This window comes from Bullifex porci, assembly GCF_009695635.1.
Lineage (GTDB): Bacteria > Spirochaetota > Spirochaetia > Sphaerochaetales > Sphaerochaetaceae > Bullifex > Bullifex porci.
The window spans coordinates 22438-46696 of sequence record NZ_VUNN01000019.1 but is presented as its reverse complement, the minus strand read 5'-3'; the positions used below and the strand labels follow the sequence as shown (position 1 = coordinate 46696).

At 35.9% G+C, this 24259-nt stretch carries 19 protein-coding genes and 2 pseudogenes; 8 read left to right on the top strand and 13 right to left on the bottom strand.

What is annotated here, in order from left to right; genetic code table 11:
* On the bottom strand, nucleotides 1-1130 hold a 1130-nt coding region (locus tag FYJ80_RS09035; protein ID WP_154426157.1), incomplete at its 3' end, for a hypothetical protein.
* A gap of 195 nt (nucleotides 1131-1325) precedes the next feature.
* The gene (locus tag FYJ80_RS09030; RefSeq protein ID WP_154426155.1) at nucleotides 1326-1751 is read right to left on the bottom strand and encodes a hypothetical protein; all 426 of its coding nucleotides are present in this window, start codon (nucleotides 1749-1751) and stop codon (nucleotides 1326-1328) included.
* 160 nt (nucleotides 1752-1911) lie between these two features.
* Between FYJ80_RS09030 and FYJ80_RS11965 the strand changes: the two are divergent.
* Together FYJ80_RS11965 and FYJ80_RS11960 are read left to right on the top strand one after the other, a co-directional pair.
* Nucleotides 1912-2457 (top strand): annotated as a pseudogene (locus tag FYJ80_RS11965) (AAA family ATPase); the annotation flags it as partial.
* Nucleotides 2458-2463: 6 nt separating this feature from the next.
* Nucleotides 2464-3249, top strand: coding sequence for an ATP-binding protein (locus FYJ80_RS11960; protein ID WP_328596769.1), 786 nt, complete (start codon nucleotides 2464-2466; stop codon nucleotides 3247-3249).
* 57 nt (nucleotides 3250-3306) lie between these two features.
* Here the strand turns inward: FYJ80_RS11960 and FYJ80_RS09020 are convergent, their stop codons facing one another.
* The 4 genes from FYJ80_RS09020 to FYJ80_RS09005 form a co-directional block, all read right to left on the bottom strand.
* Entirely contained in the window at nucleotides 3307-4860 is a 1554-nt protein-coding gene (locus FYJ80_RS09020) for a hypothetical protein (RefSeq protein WP_154426151.1), read from the bottom strand.
* A 95-nt stretch (nucleotides 4861-4955) separates the two neighbouring features.
* Entirely contained in the window at nucleotides 4956-6413 is a 1458-nt protein-coding gene (locus tag FYJ80_RS09015) for a hypothetical protein (RefSeq protein ID WP_154426149.1), read from the bottom strand.
* 449 nt (nucleotides 6414-6862) lie between these two features.
* Nucleotides 6863-8158 (bottom strand): phosphopyruvate hydratase, encoded by a 1296-nt coding sequence (gene eno, locus FYJ80_RS09010; RefSeq protein ID WP_154426147.1) that lies wholly within the window; start codon nucleotides 8156-8158, stop codon nucleotides 6863-6865.
* A 118-nt stretch (nucleotides 8159-8276) separates the two neighbouring features.
* Complete coding sequence (locus FYJ80_RS09005; RefSeq protein ID WP_154426145.1) at nucleotides 8277-9563, bottom strand: NCS2 family permease; 1287 nt, start codon at nucleotides 9561-9563, stop codon at nucleotides 8277-8279.
* A 183-nt stretch (nucleotides 9564-9746) separates the two neighbouring features.
* On the opposite strand from FYJ80_RS09005, the gene ade reads away from it, so the two are divergent.
* Nucleotides 9747-11480, top strand: a complete 1734-nt coding sequence (gene ade / locus FYJ80_RS09000; RefSeq protein ID WP_154426143.1) for an adenine deaminase — start codon at nucleotides 9747-9749, stop codon at nucleotides 11478-11480.
* Nucleotides 11481-11527: 47 nt separating this feature from the next.
* On the opposite strand, the gene FYJ80_RS08995 is transcribed toward ade, so the two are convergent.
* The 6 genes from FYJ80_RS08995 to rimO all read right to left on the bottom strand — a co-directional run bounded on the left by FYJ80_RS08995 (nucleotide 11528) and on the right by rimO (nucleotide 18418).
* Nucleotides 11528-13093 (bottom strand): AAA family ATPase, encoded by a 1566-nt coding sequence (locus FYJ80_RS08995; protein WP_154426141.1) that lies wholly within the window; start codon nucleotides 13091-13093, stop codon nucleotides 11528-11530.
* A 144-nt stretch (nucleotides 13094-13237) separates the two neighbouring features.
* The gene (locus FYJ80_RS08990) at nucleotides 13238-13639 is read right to left on the bottom strand and encodes a regulatory protein RecX (protein WP_206361050.1); all 402 of its coding nucleotides are present in this window, start codon (nucleotides 13637-13639) and stop codon (nucleotides 13238-13240) included.
* Nucleotides 13640-13702: 63 nt separating this feature from the next.
* Nucleotides 13703-14119: a 30S ribosomal protein S9 gene (gene rpsI, locus FYJ80_RS08985; protein ID WP_154426137.1), complete on the bottom strand. Its 417-nt coding sequence runs from the start codon at nucleotides 14117-14119 to the stop codon at nucleotides 13703-13705.
* Nucleotides 14120-14130: 11 nt separating this feature from the next.
* Nucleotides 14131-14559, bottom strand: coding sequence for a 50S ribosomal protein L13 (rplM, locus tag FYJ80_RS08980; RefSeq protein ID WP_154426135.1), 429 nt, complete (start codon nucleotides 14557-14559; stop codon nucleotides 14131-14133).
* Between the two features lie 317 nt (nucleotides 14560-14876).
* Entirely contained in the window at nucleotides 14877-17078 is a 2202-nt protein-coding gene (locus FYJ80_RS08975; RefSeq protein WP_154426133.1) for an ATP-dependent helicase, read from the bottom strand.
* Nucleotides 17078-18418 (bottom strand): 30S ribosomal protein S12 methylthiotransferase RimO, encoded by a 1341-nt coding sequence (rimO, locus tag FYJ80_RS08970; protein WP_154426131.1) that lies wholly within the window; start codon nucleotides 18416-18418, stop codon nucleotides 17078-17080. The genes FYJ80_RS08975 and rimO overlap by 1 nt, the downstream gene beginning before the upstream one ends.
* Nucleotides 18419-18545: 127 nt before the next feature.
* Here rimO and oppB point away from each other — a divergent pair, with 127 nt between their 5' ends.
* The 5 genes and pseudogenes from oppB to FYJ80_RS12270 form a co-directional block, all read left to right on the top strand.
* Complete coding sequence (gene oppB, locus FYJ80_RS08965) at nucleotides 18546-19475, top strand: oligopeptide ABC transporter permease OppB (RefSeq protein ID WP_154426129.1); 930 nt, start codon at nucleotides 18546-18548, stop codon at nucleotides 19473-19475.
* A 12-nt stretch (nucleotides 19476-19487) separates the two neighbouring features.
* On the top strand, nucleotides 19488-21077 hold the full coding sequence (locus tag FYJ80_RS12395; protein WP_154426127.1) for an ABC transporter permease: 1590 nt from the start codon (nucleotides 19488-19490) through the stop codon (nucleotides 21075-21077).
* A gap of 11 nt (nucleotides 21078-21088) precedes the next feature.
* Nucleotides 21089-22120, top strand: coding sequence for an ABC transporter ATP-binding protein (locus tag FYJ80_RS08955; protein ID WP_154426125.1), 1032 nt, complete (start codon nucleotides 21089-21091; stop codon nucleotides 22118-22120).
* Nucleotides 22113-23126: an ABC transporter ATP-binding protein gene (locus tag FYJ80_RS08950; protein WP_154426123.1), complete on the top strand. Its 1014-nt coding sequence runs from the start codon at nucleotides 22113-22115 to the stop codon at nucleotides 23124-23126. Before FYJ80_RS08955 ends, FYJ80_RS08950 begins: the two co-directional genes overlap by 8 nt.
* A gap of 225 nt (nucleotides 23127-23351) precedes the next feature.
* Nucleotides 23352-23645 (top strand): annotated as a pseudogene (locus tag FYJ80_RS12270) (AAA family ATPase); the annotation flags it as partial.
* A 44-nt stretch (nucleotides 23646-23689) separates the two neighbouring features.
* On the opposite strand, the gene FYJ80_RS11955 reads toward FYJ80_RS12270, so the two are convergent.
* Nucleotides 23690-24253 (bottom strand): hypothetical protein, encoded by a 564-nt coding sequence (locus tag FYJ80_RS11955; protein WP_235899625.1) that lies wholly within the window; start codon nucleotides 24251-24253, stop codon nucleotides 23690-23692.
* Nucleotides 24254-24259: the final 6 nt, after the last annotated feature.

The window sequence follows — 24259 nt, the reverse complement described above, 5'->3', positions numbered from 1 at the left end:
TCTAAGTCTTTATCAATAATAATTAAGGAAAGCACTTTAGTATGGTTTGTATGTTTTCCCTTTTTATTTGACTTTTTCTGTCCTTTTTCAGCTGACTCTTTTTGTCCCTTTTTAACTGACTCTGACACCGTCGTTACCATGGCCAGATTCCCATGGGCTTGCCCGTGGGAGTACGTCAATGAACCATAAGTTGTAAGTTCGTTAGATGTCTTACATGTTGCTGAAAGTGAATTTAAGAGGTCATCTGCACTGTATTCAAGAGCAAGAGTTGCACCTGGTACGAGTGTTGTTGATGTAACTTTTGCATTTGCTGCAAGAACTACTTTATTTACAAGTTGCTTAAATGTAGCATCTTTTTCATATTTTGCATTAAATCCTGCATTGCTGATCTTTAAGCCACCTTCAACTGTAAATAAATTTGCATCATATATTGCACCAGCCTTTGCTGACCAGCCAATAAACTTTGCTTCACTTGGTGCACCACTTGGTACCATGAATGGTGTAATAGATGCTTCAGTATTGATTGTTATGCCTTCCATTGGTGTTAAATCAGCTTTTAAACCAAATATAGCACTAGAATATTTAGTAGGATCTATACCGGTATATTTAAATCTGAAAAGATCTGTACCATATACTGTTAATACTACTGGTACATCAAATGCATTAAGATCTGTCTTAACCTGTAAGCTTAAGTAGTTAGCATCAACTGCATCCTTCTTTGTACTATCATACTTATAATAAGCATCAACTGATACAGGATCCATTGTGTAGTTAGCTGCTAAGTCCATACCAAACTTTTCTGCATCTTTATTTTCTACAATACCGTTTGCATTAGTTGTACCTTCTACTTTGTATGCTTTAATAGCATAAACAAGATCAGCTGCTACCTTAGCACTCATAGAATCATTAGCATAAGATACTGCTACAGAACCACCAATTTCAGATCCTCTATTAGTCTTAAACTTATCAAATACTGTCTTCCATTCACTTGACTTAGTACCAATAGATACAGAAGCTGTTTCATTGTTATAGAATGATGCACCAGCCTGAACCTTGATTTCATCAGTAACTGCAATTGCAGGAGTCTTTGCTACGAGAGAGAAATCTGTACCTTTGTAGTACTTAACCATATCACCTGTTGAATATTCTTTTTCATCTTTAAATGTCTTTCCAACCTTATCTGTGCTATCCGCATCTTTATACTGGAAACCAAGACCTACAGAATAGCCTTTGTATGTTACTGTGAAACCAGGAGCTGCGTTTAAACCAACTTTATATGTTGTAGCATCAGTCTTATCACCTAATTTCTTGCCATAGCTATCAAGCTACTTGTGCTTTGTTGATGAATCAATAGCTGATTTTGCAAGGTCGAGCTGCTTGCCAGAATTTAAGATATCTATAGACCAATCTGCACCATTGATTGTAGCACTTACATCACTAATAGCGATAAAGTCTAAACCTGTGTTTCCACCCCAAGCCATTGGGTCATCTGTAGAATCACCCTTTGCACCATTATAAAGTTTGAGTGTTAAATCACCTTTTACTGCTGCATAAATTGCACCTTCAGCCTGCTTCTCTTCAGAAGCTGTTGCAAGGTCTACGTTAACTTTTAGGTTTGTACTGTTTGTGAATCCTGTGTTCTTGGAATCAAGATCATAGCCATAGGCAATCTTTCCTTCACTAGAGATTCCTGCAAATACAGAACCTGCTGCTAAAACTGCTACTAATAGAATAGCAATTGTCTTTTTCATAATTCCTATTTGAATAGCAGATAATTAATTATGAATAAAAATTTACTTAGTTTTAACTTGCTTAGTTTAATCTAAGTATAATAATTCTAAAATTAAAGAATCATTTATAAATAAAACTAAAGAGCATGAAAGATTAAATTAGTGCTATGATTCTGATAATTTTGAATTTGCTGTTATTTGGGGAAGGCGAAGAATAGGTAAAACATTATTAATAAATAAATCTATTGAGAATAGGAATTGTATTACTTGTACAGGATTAAAAACTTCAATAGAAAATAATATAGTTAATATGACAGATTCATTCTTATCTGTATTAATGCCTAATATTTCTCATCCAAGCTTTAATTCTTATAAAGAGATTTCTGATTTCTTAAATCATAATGATAAATTTCTTTCTTCTAATTACATAATAGTATTAGATGAATACCCTTTATTAGCAGGTAATAAAGATGAGCTATCATCTGTATTACAATACTCAATAGATAAGTATTGGAAGAATACTAAACTAAAATTAGTTTTATGTGGCTCTTCAGTTAGCTTTATGAAAGAACAAGTTCTTTCTGGTGATAGCCCCTTATATGGTAGAACAACATTAATAATGGAAGTTAAGAAGTTTATGCTATGGGAGATGAAAGCTTATAACTGGAGCTTTACAAAAGAAGAAACTGCTATATTATATTCAGCATTAGGTGGAATACCTCGCTATCTTAATATGGTAGACGATAGTATTTCATTAAAAGATAACTTATATAACCTCTTCTTTAATACAGGTTCAATACTTGCTGGTGGAACTGACACATTAATAAATGAAGAATTTAAAGAGACAGCTAGATATAGTGATGTATTAAGTGCTATTGCATCTGGTAGAAGTAGTTTAAATGATATAGCTGAAAAGGTTAGGATGCAAACTGGAACAGTAAGCTTTTATCTCTCAAATATGATAAGAGTTGGATTAATTAAAAAAGAAACTCCTTATGGAAGTAGTAACAATAAGAAAAGTATCTATACTATTACAAATGGTCTATTTAGGTTTCATTATCAATTTGTAATACCCAATATCAATATGATTAATTTTGGGAAAGGTAAAGATATTCTTGATATGGTTGTTATTCATTCTCTTTCAAGATATATGGGCTTAGAATGGGAACAGATATGTATTTCTTACATGTTTGCATCCTTTAATGTAACTCGTGATCCATTTCTTTATAATGATCTTCAAAGATGGTGGGGTGGTAGTACTAAACAAAAAAAGCAAATAGAAATAGATATGATGTCAACACATAATGATAAAGCACTCTTTGGTGAATGCAAATGGACAAATGATAAAGTTGATATTGATATTCTAGATAATTTAATTGATAAGTGTTCTCAATTTGATTATAAGTCAAAGACTTGGTATCTATTCTCTAAATCAGGTTTTGAAGAAAGCCTTATTGAAAAAGCTAATAAAGAATCAAATATACACTTAATTTCATTAAATGATGTTTATTCACTATAAATATAAATGCTCCCAGAAAAACTGAGAGCATTTATAAATTGTTCTATCGTATTTAGATTAGAACTTGATTGTGCATGTAGCGTCAACCTTACCAAGGTTCTGAGCTGGCTGTAATGCAATCTGATCCTTAAGAAGGTTCTGATCATTTTTAGCTGCACCATAAGCAAGCTTAAGTGTTGCACCTGGGATGATTGCTGAAGATTCAACAGATGCTGAAAGTGTTAACTGTGCTGCTTTTTCTAAGCCCTTAGCAACATAAGAATTGAAACCTACACCTGCTTTAGCTGTAAAGAGGTCATTTGTATACTCTACATCAGCACCAAGATAGTATTTACCAAAATTTTCATCAGCTATTTTTTTAGCTAAGATTGGATCAATAACATATCCACCCTTAACACCAAGCTTAATAGCATCGATTGTTACTTCTGCCTTAGCACCGTAATCCATTGTATTGAGGATATCTTTACCCCATACTGTAACCTTTACAGGAAGATCAAATGCTGCGAGATCTGTTGCTACCTGAGCACTTAAAGTATGAGCTAATGTCTTAAGCTTTGATGGAGCAGCTTCAAGGCCTTTAGCTACAATACCATTTAGACCATAGTAAGCATCAATTGTTACAGGAGCAAATGCTACCTTTGCAGATGTATCAAAGAATGAATAGATAGTATTGTCATCTTTTAAATACTTAACTGCATCATAGTCTGCTGCTACTGCTACTGAAAGAGTATCTGTTGCATATCCAACTTTTGCTGATGTATTAATTGCTAAATCATAGAATTTTGGAGTATAAACTATATATTCTTCTTCTACGTTAAAATATTTTATCTTCTTTGTCTCTTTACCGAAAACACCATAGCTATCAACCTTTCTTGAAGCACCTACTGCAGCCTGAAGTGATAAACCATTAACATCAAAAGATGGTGACTCTACAAATACATTGTAGTTAAAGAACTTACCAGCAACAAATTTTTTATCTGCATCTAATTCAGCTTCAACCTTTTCAGTAGCTGTATCTACTTTAACTTTTCTGTTTTCATCTTCAGAACCATTGAAACCAACAGAGCCCTTAAAACCAGCAACTTCTACTGTAACACCTGGAGCCTTGTTGAAAGCAAAAAGATCACCAGTTACATCATCTGCAACATCTTTAGTATCTGTAGTTTCGTTACCAAATACATCTTCTACTGCTTCTTTATGTGTTGTGAAGGACTTAGCATAGCTTGTTGCACCCTGTGTACCTGTGATAGATACCTTCCAGTTTTCACCAGCTACATATGCTTCAGCTACCTTAAGGAATAAACCTAAACCATAGTTTTTGTCAGCTTTATCTTTACTGTTCCAAACTTCTGTACCTTTTGTACCAGCCTGGTTAGCAACCTTGACACCCATTGTTGCCTTGATACCTGCATAGATATCACCCTCTACATCATTGCCAGCTTCTGCTGTTGAGAGGTCTACATCTACATCAAAACCTGTTCCGTTTGAGAAACCATAATCTTTAGTCTCCCAGTTGTATCCGAGACCTACTGTAGCTTTGCCTGAGAAGCCTGCGAATACGGAACTAACTGCTAGAACTGCTACTAATAGAATAGCAATTGTCTTTTTCATAATTCCTCTTTGAATGAAGGATTATGCTTATGTATTTATATACAAAAATCCCCCAGAAATTATCTGAGGGATTTAAGTTAAATCTTTTAATTAGATTAGAACTTGATTGTACATGTAGCTTCAACCTTACCAAGGTTCTGGTCAAAAGGTTTCAATAAGCCTTCAGCTGTTATATCAACTGTCTTCTGATCCTTAAGTAGGTTCTGAGCATTTTTAGCTTTACCATAAGCAAGCTTGAGTGTTGCACCTGGGATGATTGCTGAAGATTCTACAGAAGCTGAAAGTGTTAACTGTGCTGCATTTTCTAAGCCCTTAGCAACATAAGAATTGAAACCTACGCCTGCTTTAGCTGTAAAGAGGTCATTTGTATACTCTACATCAGCACCAATATAATATTTACCAAGATTTTCATTATAGAGTTTCTTGAGTAATACTGGGTCAATAACATAACCACCATTAACACTGAGCTTGATAACATCGATTGTTACTTCTGCCTTTGCACCGTAATCCATTGTATTAAGGATATCCTTACCCCATACAGTAAGTTTTACAGGAAGATCAAATGCTGCGAGATCTGTTGCTACCTGAGCACTTAAAGTGTGAGCTAATGTCTTATTATCTTCAAGGTTTTTAGCTAAAATACCATTTAGACCATAGTAAGCATCAACTGTTACTGGAGCAAATGCTACTTTTGCAGATGCATCAAATAATGAATAGATAGTATCATTGTCTTTCAAATACTTAACTGCATCATAGTCTGCTGCTACTGCTACTGAAAGAGCATCTGTTGCATATCCAACTTTTGCTGAGGTATTAAGTGCAAAGTCATGGAATTTGTCATTTTCTGGATCTGGATCTACGTTTCTTGAAGCACCAACAGCAGCCTGAACTGTTAAGCCATCAACACTAAATTCTGGAGTTTCTAAGAATGCATTATAATTAAAGAATTCCTTACCCTTTTCATTAGATCCATTGAAACCAACAGAACCCTTGAAACCAGCAACTACTACTGTTACACCTGGAGCTTTATTTAAAGCAAAACTACCTGTTACATCATCTGCAACGTCTTTCTCATCACCTGTCTTGTTGCCAAATACATCTTTGATAGCTTCCTTATGAGTTGTGAATGACTTAGCATAGCTTGTTGCACCCTGTGTACCTGTAATAGCTACTTTCCAGTTTTCACCAGCTACATATGCTTCAGCTACATCAAGGAATAAACCTAAAGCATATCCATTATTTGGTGATTGAGTTTTAGTTATGTTGTTCCAAAAGTTTGAACCATGGTCCATCTGACCATCTTTTGTTGATTTGTTTGCAACCTTAACACTCATTGTTGCCTTGATACCTGCATAGATATCACCCTCTGCAACCTTGTCTGCTTCTGCTGTTGTGAGGTCTACATCTACATCAAAACCTGTTCCGTTTGAGAAACCATAGTTCTTAGTCTCCCAGTTGTATCCGAGACCTACTGTAGCTTTGCCTGAGAAGCCTGCGAATACGGAACTAACTGCTAGAACTGCTACTAATAGAATAGCAATTGTCTTTTTCATAATTCCTCCAAATAATTCGGGAGACAATTCACAGGAATCATCTTTCCCCTTTATTCCATAATACAAGGTTTATTTTAAAGTCACCTTGTATAACTGTCAAGATAAATTCATATTTTGTACAAACGTTACATATTTTCTATATAATTTCTACATATTTTTTACATAATTAAAATATCCATTACATTAAGTTAAATATATTTAACATTTTTAAATTTCATTTGAGTTATTTAAGTGATTTTTTCTTACGAAAAATAAATTTTCGTTCTTTAAAAAAAATTATTTTTTTTATAATTTTTCCTACCTTTTTTTAGTTTTTGAAGAAATTGTGTAAAGCTTCACAAAAGCTTTTTATTTGTGCAAAGTGCAGAAAAAAGTGCAGTAGATTTTAGTAAAGCAAAAAAATACCCTTCAGAGAAAACTCCAAAGGGCACTATAGAATTAATTATCTATTAGAGAACGCGGAATGCATCGCGGCCAGCATACTTAGCTGTGTCACCGAGCATCTCTTCGATTCTGATGAGCTGGTTGTACTTAGCAACACGGTCAGAGCGGCTCATTGAACCAGTCTTGATCTCACCTGTTTCGAGAGCTACTACGAGGTCAGCGATAGTAACATCCTCTGTTTCACCAGAGCGGTGTGATACAATAGCTGTGTAACCATTTCTCTTAGCAAGGTCGATAGCTTCGAAAGTCTCTGTGAGAGTACCAATCTGGTTAACCTTGATAAGGATTGAGTTAGCAACACCCTTCTCGAGACCCATCTTGAGTCTTTCAGAGTTAGTAACAAAGAGGTCATCACCAACGAGCTGTACTCTGTCACCGATTCTATCTGTGAGCATCTTCCAGCCTTCCCAGTCATCTTCAGCCATACCATCTTCGATTGAGATGATAGGATACTTGTTAACCCATGACTCCCAGAGGTCAACCATCTGAGCAGAAGTGAGCTTCTCGTGAGTTGTCCACTTAAGTTCATATGTCTTTGTCTCTTCGTCATAGAGCTCTGATGAAGCTGGGTCAAGAGCGATCATGAAGTCGCCATCTCTACCTGCTGTGTAACCAGCCTTCTTAATAGCTTCCATGATAACTTCGAGAGCTTCTTCGTTTGACTGTAGGTCTGGAGCGAAACCACCTTCATCACCTACACCTGTGTTGTATCCTCTAGCCTTGAGAACGCTCTTAAGGTTGTGGAATACTTCAGCAACCATTCTAACAGCTTCCTTCATTGAAGGAGCACCAATTGGCATTACCATGAATTCCTGGAAGTCAACTTTGTTATCAGAGTGAGCACCACCGTTAAGGATGTTAGCCATTGGAACCGGGAGTGTGCAAGCCTTGTAAGCACCGAGGTACTTATAAAGTGGGAGACCAAGGAAATCTGCTGCTGCATGTGCAACTGCCATAGAAACAGCTAAGATAGCGTTAGCACCAAGCTTACCCTTGTTAGGTGTTCCATCGAGTTCGATCATAGCGCGGTCGATAGCAACCTGATCAAGAGCATCCATACCTTCAATAGCTGGAGCGATGATATCATTAACATTGTCTACAGCCTTTAATACGCCCTTACCAAGGAAGCGGCTCTTGTCGCCATCTCTGAGTTCAACAGCTTCGTGTACACCTGTAGAAGCACCGGAAGGTACTGCAGCACGGCCGAATGAACCATCTTCAAGAATAACATCAACCTCTACGGTTGGATTGCCGCGAGAGTCAAGAATTTCTCTTGCAACGATCTGTTCAATAATACTCATTTTAATATTTCTCCTTATTTGGAAATCTATAAATTAATATCGTTTATTTCTACCTATAAGTCAAGACAGATAAAGGCACCCGAAGGTGCCTTATTGAAAGAAAATATCTACTTTTATCTTATTTAAGTATTAGATAGATAATGAAGATAACAGCAATTACGATTGTAGGTACTGTAATATCCTTAGCCTTCTTGCTAACTAGCTTACCAATTACCCATGCTAAGATACCAAACATAATACCATTACTAATTGAGTAAGAGAGTGTCATGAAAGCAATTGTTAGGAATGCTGAGATACCATCTACTGGGTCTTCCCAATCAATCTTACTAGCAGGTGACATCATGAAGAAGCCTACCATGATTAAAGCTGGTGCTGTAGCTGCTGATGGAATAGAACCAAAGAGAGGTGCTAAGAAGAGTGATAAGATAAAGAGAACTGCTACTGTTAGAGCTGTTAAGCCAGTTCTACCACCCTCTACTACGCCTGCTGAGCTTTCAACGAATGTTGTAACTGTTGATGTACCAAGAATTGCACCACAGGTTGTACCGATAGCATCTGCAAATAAAGCTTCCTTACAGTTAGGGATTGTACCATCAGCTCTTACCATATCAGCCTTTGTAGCACAGCCAATTAAGGTACCGACTGTATCGAACATATCAACAAAGAGGAATGTAAACATTATAACTAAGAAGTCAATTGAGAAGATGTTTGCAAACTCAAATTGGAAGAAGGTTGGAGCAATTGATGGTGGAAGATATGAACCTCCTGCATACTTTGTAACACCAAAAGGAATACCAACAATAGTTGTAAGGATAATACCAATTAAGAGTGCGCCCTTAACTTTCATACACTGAAGGATAATTGTAATAATAAGACCAATGATAGCTACCATTGCTGGACCAGGTGTTGTAATAGCACCAAGATCTACTAGAGTTGCACCATCAACGATGATACCTGCATTCTGCATACCGATAAATGCGATGAAGAAGCCGATACCAACACTTATAGCCTTCTTAAGGTTATCTGGAATACTATTAACGATAGCTTCTCTAATATTGAAGATAGTTAATACAATAAAGATAAGACCTTCAAAGAATACAGCTGTTAGGGCAAACTGCCAGGAATAACCCATTCCAAGTACAACTGTGTATGCAAGGAATGCATTAAGTCCCATACCTGGGGCAAGCGCAAATGGAAGATTTGCTACAAATGCCATTACAAGTGTTGCTATTGCAGATGAAAGTGCTGTTGCTGTAAATACGGCTCCAAAATCCATTCCAGATGCAGATAGAATACCTGGGTTAACTGCTAGGATGTAAGCCATTGCTAGGAACGTTGTTACACCGGCCATGATTTCAGTCTTGACGTCAGTTTTTCTTTCTTTTAATTTGAATAACTTTTCCATACATACTCCTTTTTGAAGAAATCAGTTATACTTCATTTTTATTGTAAGCATTGTTTTTTAGATAACGCAATAAAAAAATTTAGTTTTATGTAAAAATTTAAATTAAAAATCAAGGTTTTTTAATTTTATTTTACAAAAGATTTGATTTAAACTTATAATGTAATATTGAAAGGAGAAATAAACATGATAGATAAGCTTGCTAAAAAGATTGTAGATGTTAGCATGGGCAGATCTCAAGCAGATTTATGCTTTAAAAATGCTAACGTAGTAGATGTCTATAATAAGACTACCTTTTTAAGTGATGTATATGTAGTAGATGGATATTTTGCTGCTTTTAATGGAGAAATAAAAGCTAAGGAAACGATAGATTTAAATGGCAAATTCCTTGTTCCAGGCTTTATAGATGCACATTGCCACATTGAATCATCACATCTATCTCCTTCAGCCTTTTCTGATGCAGTAGTACCTTGTGGAACAACTAGTGTAATAGCAGACCCTCATGAGATATGTAATGTTGCAGGTTTAGATGCTCTAGCATATATGCTTAAAGCATCTGAAAGGATTCCTCTATCAGTATTTTATATGATTCCATCCTGTGTTCCAGCAACACCTTTTGAAAATGCAGGTGCAAACCTTAAAGCAGAGGATATAGAAAAGGTAATTGACACCCCAAGGATCTTGGGTCTTGGAGAGATGATGAACTACCCTGGAATTGTATATGGAGATGATGAAGTATTTAAAAAGCTAGAGGTTGCATACTCTAGAGGTAAAAATATTGATGGTCACTCACCTGCTATTAAGGATAATATTCTTGATGCATATACATCATGTAGAATTACGACTGACCATGAGTGTGATACAGCAGAGGAGTTAGTTCAAAGAGTAAAAAGAGGTATGTATGTAATGCTTAGACAGGGTACAGCATGTAAGAATGTTAAAAACCTTGTTAAGGGTGTTACTGAGCAAAACTCATCAAGAATACTATTTTGCACAGATGATAGACAGCCACAAACTATTAAAGAAGATGGTCACATCAACCATGGTGTTAATATCGCGATAGAAGAGGGCTTAGCTCCACTTACAGCTATCTCAATGGCAACCTTAAATGCAAGTGTTTGCTATGGTTTAAAGGATAGAGGCGCAATTGCACCGGGCTTAAGAGCTGACTGCTTTATTACATCATCTATTGATCATATTAAAGCTGAGGATGTATTTATCTTAGGTCAAAAAGTTGCAAGTAATGGAGTAATTAAGGAGAAAGCATTCCATACAATTCCTGAAAAGGTTTCAGGGATGATGAATGTTAAGGATTTCTCTAAAGATAAGCTAAAGCTTAAGCTTGAGAAGGATGAGGTTAATATCATCGATATTATCCCTGGTGGTGTTGTTACAGGAAGATCTGTTGAAAAAGTTAATCGTGATAGTGATGGCTGCTTTATCCATGATAGCTCTAAGGATATATTAAAGCTTGCAGTTGTAGAGCGTCACCATGGAACTGGTAATGTTGGCTTAGCTTTAATTAGGGGATATGGTATGAAGGATGGCGCCGTAGCAACCTCTATTGCTCACGACTCACATAACATTATCGTAATAGGCTCTAATGACGAGGATATGGTAGTAGCTGTAAATGAACTAATTAGACTCGGTGGTGGCATTACAATGGTTAAAGATAAGAAGGTATTAATGAGCCATCGCTTAGAGATAGCTGGTTTAATGACCGATGATAGTCAAGATGAGGTTTGTAAGACTCTTGATGAAATGCACGCTATTTGTGATAGAGAGCTACACGTAAATAAGGATATAGATCCATTTATGACTCTATGCTTCATGGCATTACCTGTAATACCTGAGCTAAAGCTAACAGATACAGGCTTATTTGATGTAACAGCCTTTAAACACATTCCTCTTGAAGCTTAACAACACTAAGGTTCATATCAAATTAAACGATATGAACCTCTTTTTTATTAAGCCCTTTCAATTATACAGGTATGATTTTTAGTTTTACTATCATAGCTAATACCAACTAGTAATGTATTTCCTACATATCCACTTAGTCTACTTGGATAATCTTTTTCCTTTATCTGCTCTATTGCTCCACCTACTACTTTATCTTTCTTTAGCTCTATTACTAATGCTGGAATATTTGGTACAAATGGTACCATTACTATATCTGCATATCCTTTTCCTGTTGTTACCTCTGGAAGGATTGTATAATAGTCATATGCATAGAAATATGAAAGCATAATAGCACTTTGCATACTTTGTTCATTGTTATATGACAAATTACTTGTCAATAGCTCATGACTCTTTTCTAACGACTTAGCTACTGCTTCGCCTTCTAAATTATATGTTGCTTCCAATAGCTTCTTTGATAAATTAGTTATTTCACCTACTTTCTTATATTTCTTGCTTAAACCTATAATCCATCCCCATTCTGATTTTATTTCAGTATTAGGAATTCTACAGGTTTTATTCTCTCCATTATATGCTAAATATCCTAAGTGAATTAAATATGTAAACACTTCATCTTTTTGTTTAAAATCAGTTATTTTATTTCTAAATTTATCAACAATAACAGGTATACTTTCTCCTGCCATCATTTTTATTACATCATCTTTTATTCCATCTATATTTAATTCAATATAGTTACTTACTGCTTCATATGATCCTGTTTGGGTCCAATAATCACTACATCGTTTCTTTTCTATTGCTCTAATTATTGATATTGGAGAATATAGCTCTATACCATTAAGATTATATCCATCATACCATCTCTTTATCTCTTCAAAGTCCATATTGTTTTTATCAGCTAATGCCTTTACTTCATCAACTGTAAAACCCATAAAAGGAGCCATATCCTCAGCATCTAGCATTGTATACTCTTTGAAGTTATTTAGCCCTGACTGTGATTTATCCTTTATTATTGGCATTATTCCTGTTAGATATGCTAATGCTATTGCAATGTTGACATCTTCACTTTTAAATAAGGATACTAGCAATTCTAAATACCCTTTTAGTTCTGGTGTATAGTTTTCATCTCTAATAATTACATCATATTCATCCATGATAAATATGAATTTCTCTCCTGTCTTAGCATAGATTCTTTTAATTGCTGTAGCTAAACTTATATCGTCTGGTAAATTTATATTTGGAAATGTTTCCTTTAATTCATAAATTACTTCGCTACTTAAATATTCTACAACGGAAATGCTACCCTTTGAAGATACAATACCATTCATATCAATTTTTATAACATTGTATTTATTTATATTCTCTTCAAATGATGGGTCTTTAGATATCTTTAAATTAGAAAATACTTCATGGGAGTCACAACCTTTAGAGTAATATGCTGCTATCATATTTGCTGCCATTGTTTTTCCAAAGCGTCTTGGGCGGGAGGCACAAATTAAGCAATCACGTGTATTAAGCTTTTTATTTAAAGTTGCAATTAACATAGATTTATCTACAAAGTTAATAAGCTGTTTATCTTCGTTAAAGTTATTAAAACCTGGATTTAAATATATTCCCATCTATAAGCTCCCATTTATGCTATTTTTATATCATATATCATTATACAAATGACACATTAGAATAAATGCTCATCTTGGATTAAGAGGAAATAGTGCTAATAATTTTATACGTGTTGGATATAAAACAGTAATTGATATGTACTCTTAATAAAGCTTTATACCCTTTTGATAGAGCTTAAGCTTTGCTTTTTCTTCTCCCTTCTTTGTAATCAGCTTTTGAGAGTATGAGTTAAATATCTCATTTATTTCATCACTGTTTTCTTCAAAGTATGAATCAACCGAGTTTTTAGCAAGCTCTGCTGAAATACCCTTTTGTCTAAGTCTCATTATTAAGATGCTTTTACCTTCAGGATTTTTCTTTAAGCGAGAGCGAATAAACAGATTGCAAAATCTTGAGTCTGAAAGGAAGTTTTCAGCTAAGAGCTTTTTTATTGCTTCATCAATTTCTTTCTTTGGAAAGCCTTTAGCAATTAATTTATTTCTTAGCTCTGCTTCACTATGCTCTCTAATAGCAAGAAGAGAAAGTGCTTTATCGTAACAAGTCATACGATAATAATAAAAAAAGAACCCATGAAAGTCCATGAGTTCCTTGATCGGCAATAAACCAGATTATCTCTTTGAGAACTGGAAGCGTCTTCTTGCACCGCGCTGACCGTACTTCTTTCTTTCGACCATTCTTGGGTCTCTTGTCATGAAGCCAGCAGCATGGAGAGCTGATCTGTAAGCATCATTGTCTTCTTCACAGAGTGCTCTTGCGATACCGTGACGGCAAGCACCAGCCTGACCTGCGATACCACCACCAACTACTGTGATGATAACATCGAACTTATCAGCTGTCTCTGTTAATACGAGAGGCTGCTTAACAGTAAAGACTGAAATAGCGTCAACGAAATATTCTTCAACACTCTTACCGTTTACTGTGATCTTACCGTTTCCTTCTCTTAAGTAAACGCGTGCTACAGCAGACTTACGGCGACCAACACCGTGACCGAGATTTACGATTTCTTTCTTTTCTTTCTTAGCCATCTTTCAACTCCTTAAAGTTCAACAACGATTGGCTGCTGAGCCATGTGTGGATGATCTGCGCCAGCATATACCTTACAATTAGTAAAGAGCGCTCTACCAAGCTTTCCGTGTGGGAGCATACCCTTGATAGCATGTTCCATTGGGTAAGTTGGCTTTCTCTCGATGAGCTCACCGTAACTTTCGGTTGTTAATCCACCTGGGAACATTGAGTGACGATAATATTTCTTATCGAGAACCTTGTTACCAGTAACAGCTGCTTTTGCAGCGTTGATGATGATCACATTGTCGCCCATGTCCTGGTGAGGAACATACTCAGGCTTGTTCTTTCCTCTCAAGATTCTTGCAGCTGCAACAGCAACACGTCCGAGATTCTTACCTTCTGCGTCAATGAGATACCATTTCTTCTCAACTGACTGCGGTTTAACGAAAATAGTCTTCATACTGAATCCTTGTCAATTTGTATTTTTGTATTTCCTACTATAAGGTGAGGCTCACCTTCTCTGATCCATCTTTTACAGCTATATAGAGTCCTAGGAAAGGCGGTAAGGCGCACTATATTTTAAGCTGATATTAATGGTAGAGATCCTCATCTCTAGATTTATATCCCCTTTAGCTAGATAAATCATCAAGCCTTTGAGGAAAGCTCTTTGATTAACCCTCTAAAAAAGAATAAATCTTGAAGGACATACTTAAAACTGCCTATAACAGACAGACGCGATAAATATAAAACAGATAACGAATTTTTGTCCAGTACTTTCTACTCTACTTTTGTAAGATTTGCATACATTGTATTAAATAGAGCGACATTTCCCTTTTCAAATCTTACTCGAATTACTGTTTTACCATTCTTTATCTCTTTAGAAATAATTTCACCTCTTCCATAATTAGGAGAAATAACTCTGTCCCCTACCTCATAATTTACATTCTTAACTACCTTTACTTCACTACTTTTAGTTTTAGTAGGTGTTTTTACAATGTTCTGAGCCCAGGAAGGAGTGTTAGTAATATTACTTCTTCTTGGTTCGAATGCAAAATGATTAGTATATGAGGCATTTGCTGTTTCAATTTCACCCTTATAGAAGCTTTTTGGAATTTCCTTTAAAAAGCGTGATGGCTTTTGGCTATTCCAGGAGCCCCATAACATTCTTTTTGAAGCAAATGTTAAAAATAGCTTTTTCTTTGCTCGAGTAACAGCAACATAGAAAAGTCTTCGCTCCTCTTCAACATCGTCTATTTCAGAGCCCTCTCTAACAGATGGCATAATACCATCCTCAAGGCCTGTGACAAATACAGTATCAAACTCAAGACCCTTAGTATTATGCATAGTCATTAGCTTTACGCTATCTTCATTTTCCTCATCATCACTTCCAAGTGTTGTTCTATCGAGAGTAATACTCTCTAAAAATGAAATTAACCCCTCTCTTCCTGGAGCAATTTTCTCTAAAGCATTTACTAACGATGAAAGGTTTTCAAGCCTACCTCGTCTAATTGTTTCATCCTTCTCATCCTCATAAAGCTTCTTAAGTCCACTGGAATCAAGCATGAAAACAGCAAAGTCCTTTAAGACACAATTATTATTTAATAGCTCACATCCCTTCTTATACATATCTAAGAAGGCAGTAGCTCCTGATTTTGCTTTTCCAGAGAGCTTATTATCCTTGATAGCAAACTCTAAGCTATCAATAAGGTGATCTGAGTATGAGAGTATTTGCTCTAGAGCTGCCTTACCAATACCTCTAGCTGGCTTATTAATTATTCTTAAAAATGAAATTCTATCGTGTGGATTAAGGATAATAGAAAAGAGAGCTAGTGCATCCTTAATTTCCTCACGCTCATAGAAGCGTAGTGCTCCTACTACCTCATATGGAATTCTAAAGCATGATAGTACAGTTTCAAATTCTCTAGACTGAGCATTTGTTCTATAAAGTATTGCTACAGATTTATAATTAGGAAGGCGGCTTATAAGCATCCTTACCTTTAAAGCCTCCTCATCGGCATCGATTGAGCTAATTAGCTCAGGAAGCTCACCAGATTCATTATTAGTAAAAATAGTTTTATCGTGTCTTTCCTTATTATTCTTAATTACAGAGGAAGCAACTCTTAGAATATTTTTTGTACTTCTATAGTTTTCTTCGAGCTTAATAATTCTTGTATTAGGGTAATAATATTCAAAGGATAGAATATTTTTAATCTCAGCACCTCTGAACTTATAAATTGACTGGTCATCATCACCAACTACAACAAGCTGTGTATCCTTACCAACAAGACATTTTAGTAGCTTAAATTGAGATGCGTTTGTATCTTGATACTCATCGACTAAAATAAGCTTAAAGCGCTGCTGAAAGTACTCTCTTACATCATCGTTTTGCTCTAATAGCTCTGTTGTTCTAATAATTAAATCAGCAAAATCGACACAACCAGATTTCCTAAGAGCATTTTCATATGCAGCAAAATAGGTTCTAAAGCCTTGCATATGATAAGCTAATCCATTTAGCTCTGCGCTACTTGAATTATATCCCTTATCCTTAGCTTTACTAATTTGCTTCATATATTCACGAAGGTCACCCTTTTTCTCATCAGGAAAAGCATTGCAAAGTAGGTTTAAGGAATCCTCATCATCATAAATAGTAAAGGAATCATTTAGACCAATTTTACTTCCATAGCGACGAAGTACATATGCACCAAAGGAGTGGAAGGTTCTCATCTCAAGTCCTGCAATATTTTCATCAGGAATCATTGAGTTTATTCTCTCTCTCATCTCCTTAGCTGCTTTATTTGTAAAGGTTACAGCGAGGATGCGATATGGAGAGTAGTTCATCTCCTTAATTGCATATGCAATTTTTGAAGTAATTACGCGTGTCTTACCTGATCCAGCACCAGCTAAAACTAGTAGTGGATTATTAAAATCTAGTACTGCTTCCTTCTGCATTTCATTAAGAGAGCTTAAAAGAGAAGTCATTAATAAACCTTCCTTATTAATATTGCTTCTAAGTCAACTCCCCTAACCTTTCTTATTCCGACTTCAACGACATCACCTGGCTTAATACCCTCACCCATAATAACAGTTAAGCCATCAACATCTGGAGCCTGTGAATATATACGTGCAATTGATAGATCCTCACCCTGGATATTTTCTTCAACTAAGGCAAGATATTTCTTTCCAACAAATTTCTCTAAATTTTCCTCTGTAATCTTGCTTTGAAGCTCTTCAAGCTCACTCTTCCAAGGTGTAGCTCTCTTAATTGCCTTTTTATGATCTTTTTCATTTCTCATTTCATAGGCTGGAGTATCCTCCTCTCTAGAGTACAAGAATGAGCCCATCCAATCAAAACGAGCACTCTTAACGAATCTTAAGAGCTCATCAAAATCCTCTCTCTCCTCACCAGGGAAGCCAAGCATTAAGGTAGTTCTAATTACAGCTTCTGGGATATTACTTCTTATTTTCTCGATTAAAGCTAAGTATTTTTCAGTATTTCCACTTCTCTTCATACCTCTTAATACTCTTTGACTTGCATGCTGGAATGGGATATCGAAGTAAGGAAGAATCTTTTTATTATTCTTTACGATATCGATTAACTCAATTGGGAAGGTATCTGGATGGATATATAGAAGTCTTAATACAAAATTACCATCTAAGGAGGCTAAGGTATCTAGTAGCTCACAGAAGTGACTCTTTCCATCAAAGTCTGTACCATATGCACCTAAATCCTGAGCTATTAAATTTATTTCATAAAAGCCCTGTGCTATTAATCTCTTTGCTTCCTCAACAATACTGTTAAAAGGTCTGCTTCTGAGAGGTCCCCTAATTATTGGAATTGCACAGTAATTACATCTATGGTTACAACCCTCTGATATCTTTAGATAGCAGGATCTTGGCATAGATAGATACTCACTTCTTTCATCCTTTTCCTTATCTGGATCAGGATACTCTGGAGCTAGCTTTATTTGCTCATCATTTTCCTCTAATTCATCTAATAAATCTGCAAATTTTGATAAATCATGGTTCCCAAAGATAGCATCTGCTTCCTCAAGCTCAAGCTCCTTGTTATAGCGCTCAGCTAAGCAACCTCCGAGAATAATCTTTGCCTTAGGAAATGTATTTTTTAGTGAAAAGAAGGTATTAATTGATTCCTCCTTTGCACTTTCAATAAAGCCACATGTATTAACAAATAATAAATCAGCATCCTGAGCTGTTTTTGTAACCTCATACCCCTTTTGTTTAGCAATTGTTAAGAGTATCTCACTATCGACCTGGTTTTTAGCACAACCTAGACTTTCTATATATATTTTTTTACTCATTTTTAGACAAAAATTCCTTATTGTAATTTGAATAACGTTCGAATTTTTATACATATTATTGCATATTTTTTCAATGGCTGGTAGTATCCAATAGAATATTCATTTATTTACAAAATAAAGAGGGCCTATGACCAAATACATTTTTAAAAGATTAATTGGTATGATTCCGACCATGCTGATTATTATCACACTTAGTTTCTTTATTGTACGTATCGCACCAGGTGGACCTTTCGATGGTGAAAGAGCACTCCCTGAGGTTGTTAAGCGTAATATTGAAGCAAAGTATCATATGGATGAACCTCTCTGGCAACAGTACGGAAGATATCTCTTTGATGTTATCAGAGGTGATCTTGGACCTAGCTATAAGTACAAAGACCATGATGTTAACTATTTGATTTTTAATTCCATTCCTAACTCAATTATCCTTGGCTGTATTGCTATGGCAATAGCGCTTATATTTGGAGTTTCGTTTGGAATAATAGCGGCGGTAAAGCAAAACTCCGTTTTAGACTACATCCCGATGGGAATAGCGGCACTAGGATTATCTGTCCCGCTCTTTGTAGTTGGACCGCTACTACAATACATATTTGCAATGAAGCTAGGATGGTTCCCAACCTCTGGATGGTTCTCAGAGGGACTTGGTTGGAAAACTATTATTCTTCCATCTATTGCTCTTTCATTTGCTTATTATGCTGATATTGCACGTTTAACAAGATCCTCTATGCTTGAAACTCTTCGTTCTGACTACATTAGAACAGCTAAAGCTAAGGGTATGAGAAACAGTGTTATTATCTTTAAGCACGCTATGAAGGGAGCTATGCTTCCAATCGTAAGCTACCTTGGACCAGCATTTGCAGGTATTATCACTGGTAGTATCGTTGTTGAACAGGTATTCCGTGTTCCTGGATTAGGTAAGTTCTTCGTCCAGTCATCCTTCAACCGTGACTATACACTTATCGTTGGTGTAGTAATCGTCTACTCTGCAATTCTCATCGTAATGAACTTCGTTGTTGATGTTGTTTATGCACAGCTTGACCCTAGAATCACATATAAATAAGAGAGGCTGAAGATGCTAAGAAAAAAAGAACAGACAGTAAATGAATTCAACCAAGTTGTAGTTGGAAACAGCCTCACTAAGGAGGCTTGGAAAAGACTAAAGAAAAATAAGATGGCAGTTTTTGGAATGGTTGTCGTAATTATTTATGCAATTATTTCATTCTCAGCTTCATTTCTTCCAATTTATCCTTACGATGAATCAATCATTGACCACCAGCACCTTAGACCTTCTTTGACAAAGACCTCTGGTGAGCTAATGCTTGAGCAGCAATATAAAAACCTATATTTCAAAGCTTGGAGAGCTGGTAGACTTGTACTTTCTGAAGAAGAAAACCAGATGATTGAGGATTTAATCCTTAAAAATGAAACTAATAAGGTTTGGGACTACCTTTATAAAGAGGGTGAAAGCCAGAGAGAAGCTGGTACCTTTGAGTTTAATAGTACAGAGCAAAAGACTATCGATAAGTATGTAGATAAGATTAATACAGATATCCAAATTACTATTAATAATCTTTATTACCTACTTGATGGTAAGAAAACTAGTCTTTCAAAGCTTGACTATGACACTTTATTAGATATCTATGCAAAGGAAATTAAAGCAGATTCAGCTTTAATTGAAACCTCACTCGATAAGGAAATTAGATCACAGGTAACAAATACTGTAAAAGCAAGTCTTACAGATGCAACAGATGAAGATATCACAGCTGCTGTAGACCTTGAAATTGAGAATATGAGCAGAAAGGATTGGGAATCTAAAGCGTCAGATTCTATCATTGGTAAGCTCGAGACAAGTGCTAAGAAAACTATCGAGAAGAAGATGAAGGCTCAAATTGCAGAGGGCTCTGTCTCATTCCCATTTAAGGGTGATATCGAGATTAATGATCACATCACTGCTAAGGCTGAAGTTAGCTTAAAGCACATGAGAAGATATTTTCTTGGTACAGATTATCTTGGACGTGATTTACTCTCAAGAATTATCTATGGTGGTCAGATTTCTATTGCTATCGGTTTAATCGGTACTATTACATCTGTACTTATCGGTATCTTAGTTGGTGCAGTTGCTGGTTACCGCGGTGGAAAGATTGACTACTACCTAATGAGATTCGTTGATATCATGTATGGTCTTCCATATATGCTATTAGTAATCATTTGTATGGCTATATTTGGTAGAAAGATTTTCAACCTATTCTTCGCACTCGCTATGGTTTCATGGCTTACAATTGCAAGAATGGTTCGTGGTCAGATAATGAGCTTAAAGAACCAAGAGTATGTTGAGGCTGCAAGAAGTATGGGTGCTTCTACAAGCCACATCATTCTAAGACACATGGTTCCAAACTCACTTTCTGTAATTATTGTTTATTCAACAATAAGAATTCCAGCATTCATCATGCAGGAAAGCTTCCTATCATTCTTAGGTCTTGGTGTACAAGCTCCTTATGCTTCTTGGGGCTCATTAATTGGTGATGGTGTTGCTTCAATGACTCTTTATCCATGGAAGCTGCTATGTCCATCAATTGCAATGATTGTATTCTTATTTGCTATGAACTTCTTTGGTGATGGCTTAAGAGATGCATTTGACCCACAGAGTAAGAACCAACTTTAAAGGATAAGCGTATGAGCGAACAGAATAAACCAGTACTAGAAGTTAAAGGCTTGCAGACATATTTCAAAACAGATGCAGGTATTGTAAAAGCAGTTGATGGCGTATCATTTACTGTTCATGAGGGTGAAACCATCGGTCTTGTAGGTGAATCAGGATGTGGTAAGAGTGTTACTAACCTCTCTATCATGCGTCTTGTACCTTCACCTCCAGGAAAGATTGTTGGTGGTGAGGTTCTTTATGAAGGCCGCGACATAATGAAGATGAGCGAGAAGGAGCTTAGAAGCATCAGAGGAAATAACATTTCAATGATCTTCCAGGATCCTATGACAAGCTTAAATCCATTCTTGAAGATTTCAACTCAGATGATTGAAACTATTTGTCTTCACCAAAATCTCTCAAAGAAGGAAGCTCGTGAAAAGGCAATAAAGATGCTTGCTGAGGTTGGTATTCCTTCACCAGAGAAGAGAATTGATTGTTATCCACACCAATTCTCAGGTGGTATGAGACAGAGAGTAATGATTGCTATGGCACTTAGCTGTAATGCAAAGGTGTTAATTGCAGATGAACCTACAACAGCTCTTGACGTAACAATTCAGGCTCAGATCCTTGAGTTAATTCAAAAGATTAATAAGAAGTTTAAGACTGCTGTAATTCTAATTACTCATGACTTAGGTGTAGTTGCAGGTATGTGTGATAACGTATGTGTAATGTATGCTGGTCGTATTGTAGAGCAGGCTCCTACAGAGGAGCTCTATGCAGCCCCTTCTCATCCATATACTCAGGGTCTTATTGCATCGGTACCTAGAATGGATGAAAGTGATAAAGCTAAGAGATTATTCTCTATTGAGGGTCAACCACCTAACGTTATTGATCTTCCTCCTTGCTGTCCTTTCCACCCAAGGTGCCATAAGAAGATTGGTATTTGTGAACACATGTATCCACCTGTAAAGCAGCTAAGTGAGACACATACATGTGCATGCTGGCTCCATGCTAGTGAGGAAGAGATAAAAAAAGCTGAAGAGGAGGTCAAGAAGAATGGCTGAGGATAAGAAAGTACTCTTAGAGGTAAAAGACCTAAAACAGCACTTCCCTATTGATAATGGCGGAATCTTCAAAAAGCAGATTGGTGCAATACGTGCTGTTGATGGTGTTTCATTTACAGTTAAGGAAGGTGAAACTCTTGGTATTGTAGGTGAATCAGGATGTGGTAAATCTACTTGTATTAGATCTATTGCACAGCTTTATAAGCCAACTGCTGGTGAAGTAATTTTCGAGGGAGTTGACCTCTGTAAGGCAGATAATAAGACTCTTCTAAAGCTAAGAAAAGATATCCAGATGATCTTCCAGGATCCTATGGCATCTTTGGACCCTAGAATGACTGTAAGATCAATCATTGCTGAGCCACTTAATATTTATAATAGAAGAGGTCTATTAGACCATAAGTGGACAGTTGAAGAGATTGAGAATAGAGTTGAGATCTTAATGGAAAAGGTTGGTCTTAATAAGACCTTCAAAAATAGATATCCTCATGAGTTCTCAGGTGGTCAGAGACAGAGAATTGGTATTGCAAGAGCTCTTGCATTAAACCCAAAAATCATCTTAGCCGATGAGCCTGTTTCAGCTCTTGACGTTTCTATTCAGGCTCAGATTCTAAACCTTATCTCAGACTTACAGAAGGAAATGGGTATTACATTCATCTTCATTGCTCACGATCTTGCTGTTATCCAGCACATTAGTGACCGTGTAGTTGTAATGTATCTTGGTAAGGTGATGGAGATCAGTAAAGCTGATGAACTTTATAATAATCCAAAGCACCCATATACTACTGCTCTTCTATCAGCAGCGCCAATTCCAGATCCTGTTAAAGAAAGATCTAGAAAGAGAATTATTCTTTCTGGTGATGTTCCTTCTCCAGATAAGGAAAGAAAGGGTTGCTACTTCTATGATAGATGCCCACACAAAATGGAAAAGTGTTCATGTAACATTCCTCCAATGTTTGATTGTGGTCCAGACCATCAAGTTGCTTGTTGGTTATACGAAGAAAAATAAATACTTAAGGAGCTTTCGAGCTCCTTATTTTGTATATTCATTGAAGCTAGAAATGATGAATTCTTAAAAACTACCGAATGAATTATTAAAATATTACCGATTGAAATATTAAAAAACTACCGAATAAAATATACAAATATTGCCGAATAATAAGAGCTTATAAAAATGAAGTGGTGCGAATGATGACAAAAATAGTTGATTCAAAAAAAATATAAGGCAAGAATAATGGATGCACAGGTTAAAAGATATCTTAATTCATTTGGAGCTGTGAGCATCGAAGGTCCAAAGGGATGTGGAAAGACTTGGATACCATCATATCATTCTAATAGTAAATTTCTTATTACTGATTCATCAAATCATTTCCAGAATAGAAGACTGACAGAGCTTGACCCATCTATGATTCTTCAAGGTGAAACACCACGACTAATCGATGAATGGCAAGAAGTGGAAGAAATATGGGATGCAGTACGCTATGAGGTTGATCGGAGAAATAAAAAAGAACAGTTTATTCTAACAGGGTCTTCTACACCTAGATATAAACTGTTGATGTTATTTTTTTTGCATCAAAATATTCTTTTAATATCGACCTTCACTTCTCTTGGTCTATCAACAAAGTACTCTAAGCCTGCATATGCAGCCATTAAGGGAGCAAGATGCTCTATCTTTCCTGCAGATGATTTTTCAGGGATAATCTCGATATCGTGCTTTTCTTCCTCTTCACCCTTCATCTTAATTGATAAAACGCAATAAGCTTTATGAGTTAAAGTTGACTTTTGCTCCATAGAAGCATGAATACCTTTAACAAAATGAGTTAATTCAATTCTCTTAATATCATCATATTTATAATAATCTTTCTTTACGAAAGGGCCAAAGCCCCAAATAGAGATAAAAGCCTTATCTCTATTTGAGATAATCCATTCATCTCGATATAAAGCTACTAAAAGAAGTAAAAAACATATTATAAGAGGAAGAATATCCCTACTCTGCCACCCCTCTTCACTTAAGGCGATAAAAAAACCGATTAAAATAAATAGAGCAAAAATCCCACAAATAGCCTTTAGGAGTTTTGAAGGCCCATAAACTGCAATATCTTTTTTTTCTTTCTCTTTTAAGTTATAAGTAAACATATTTTT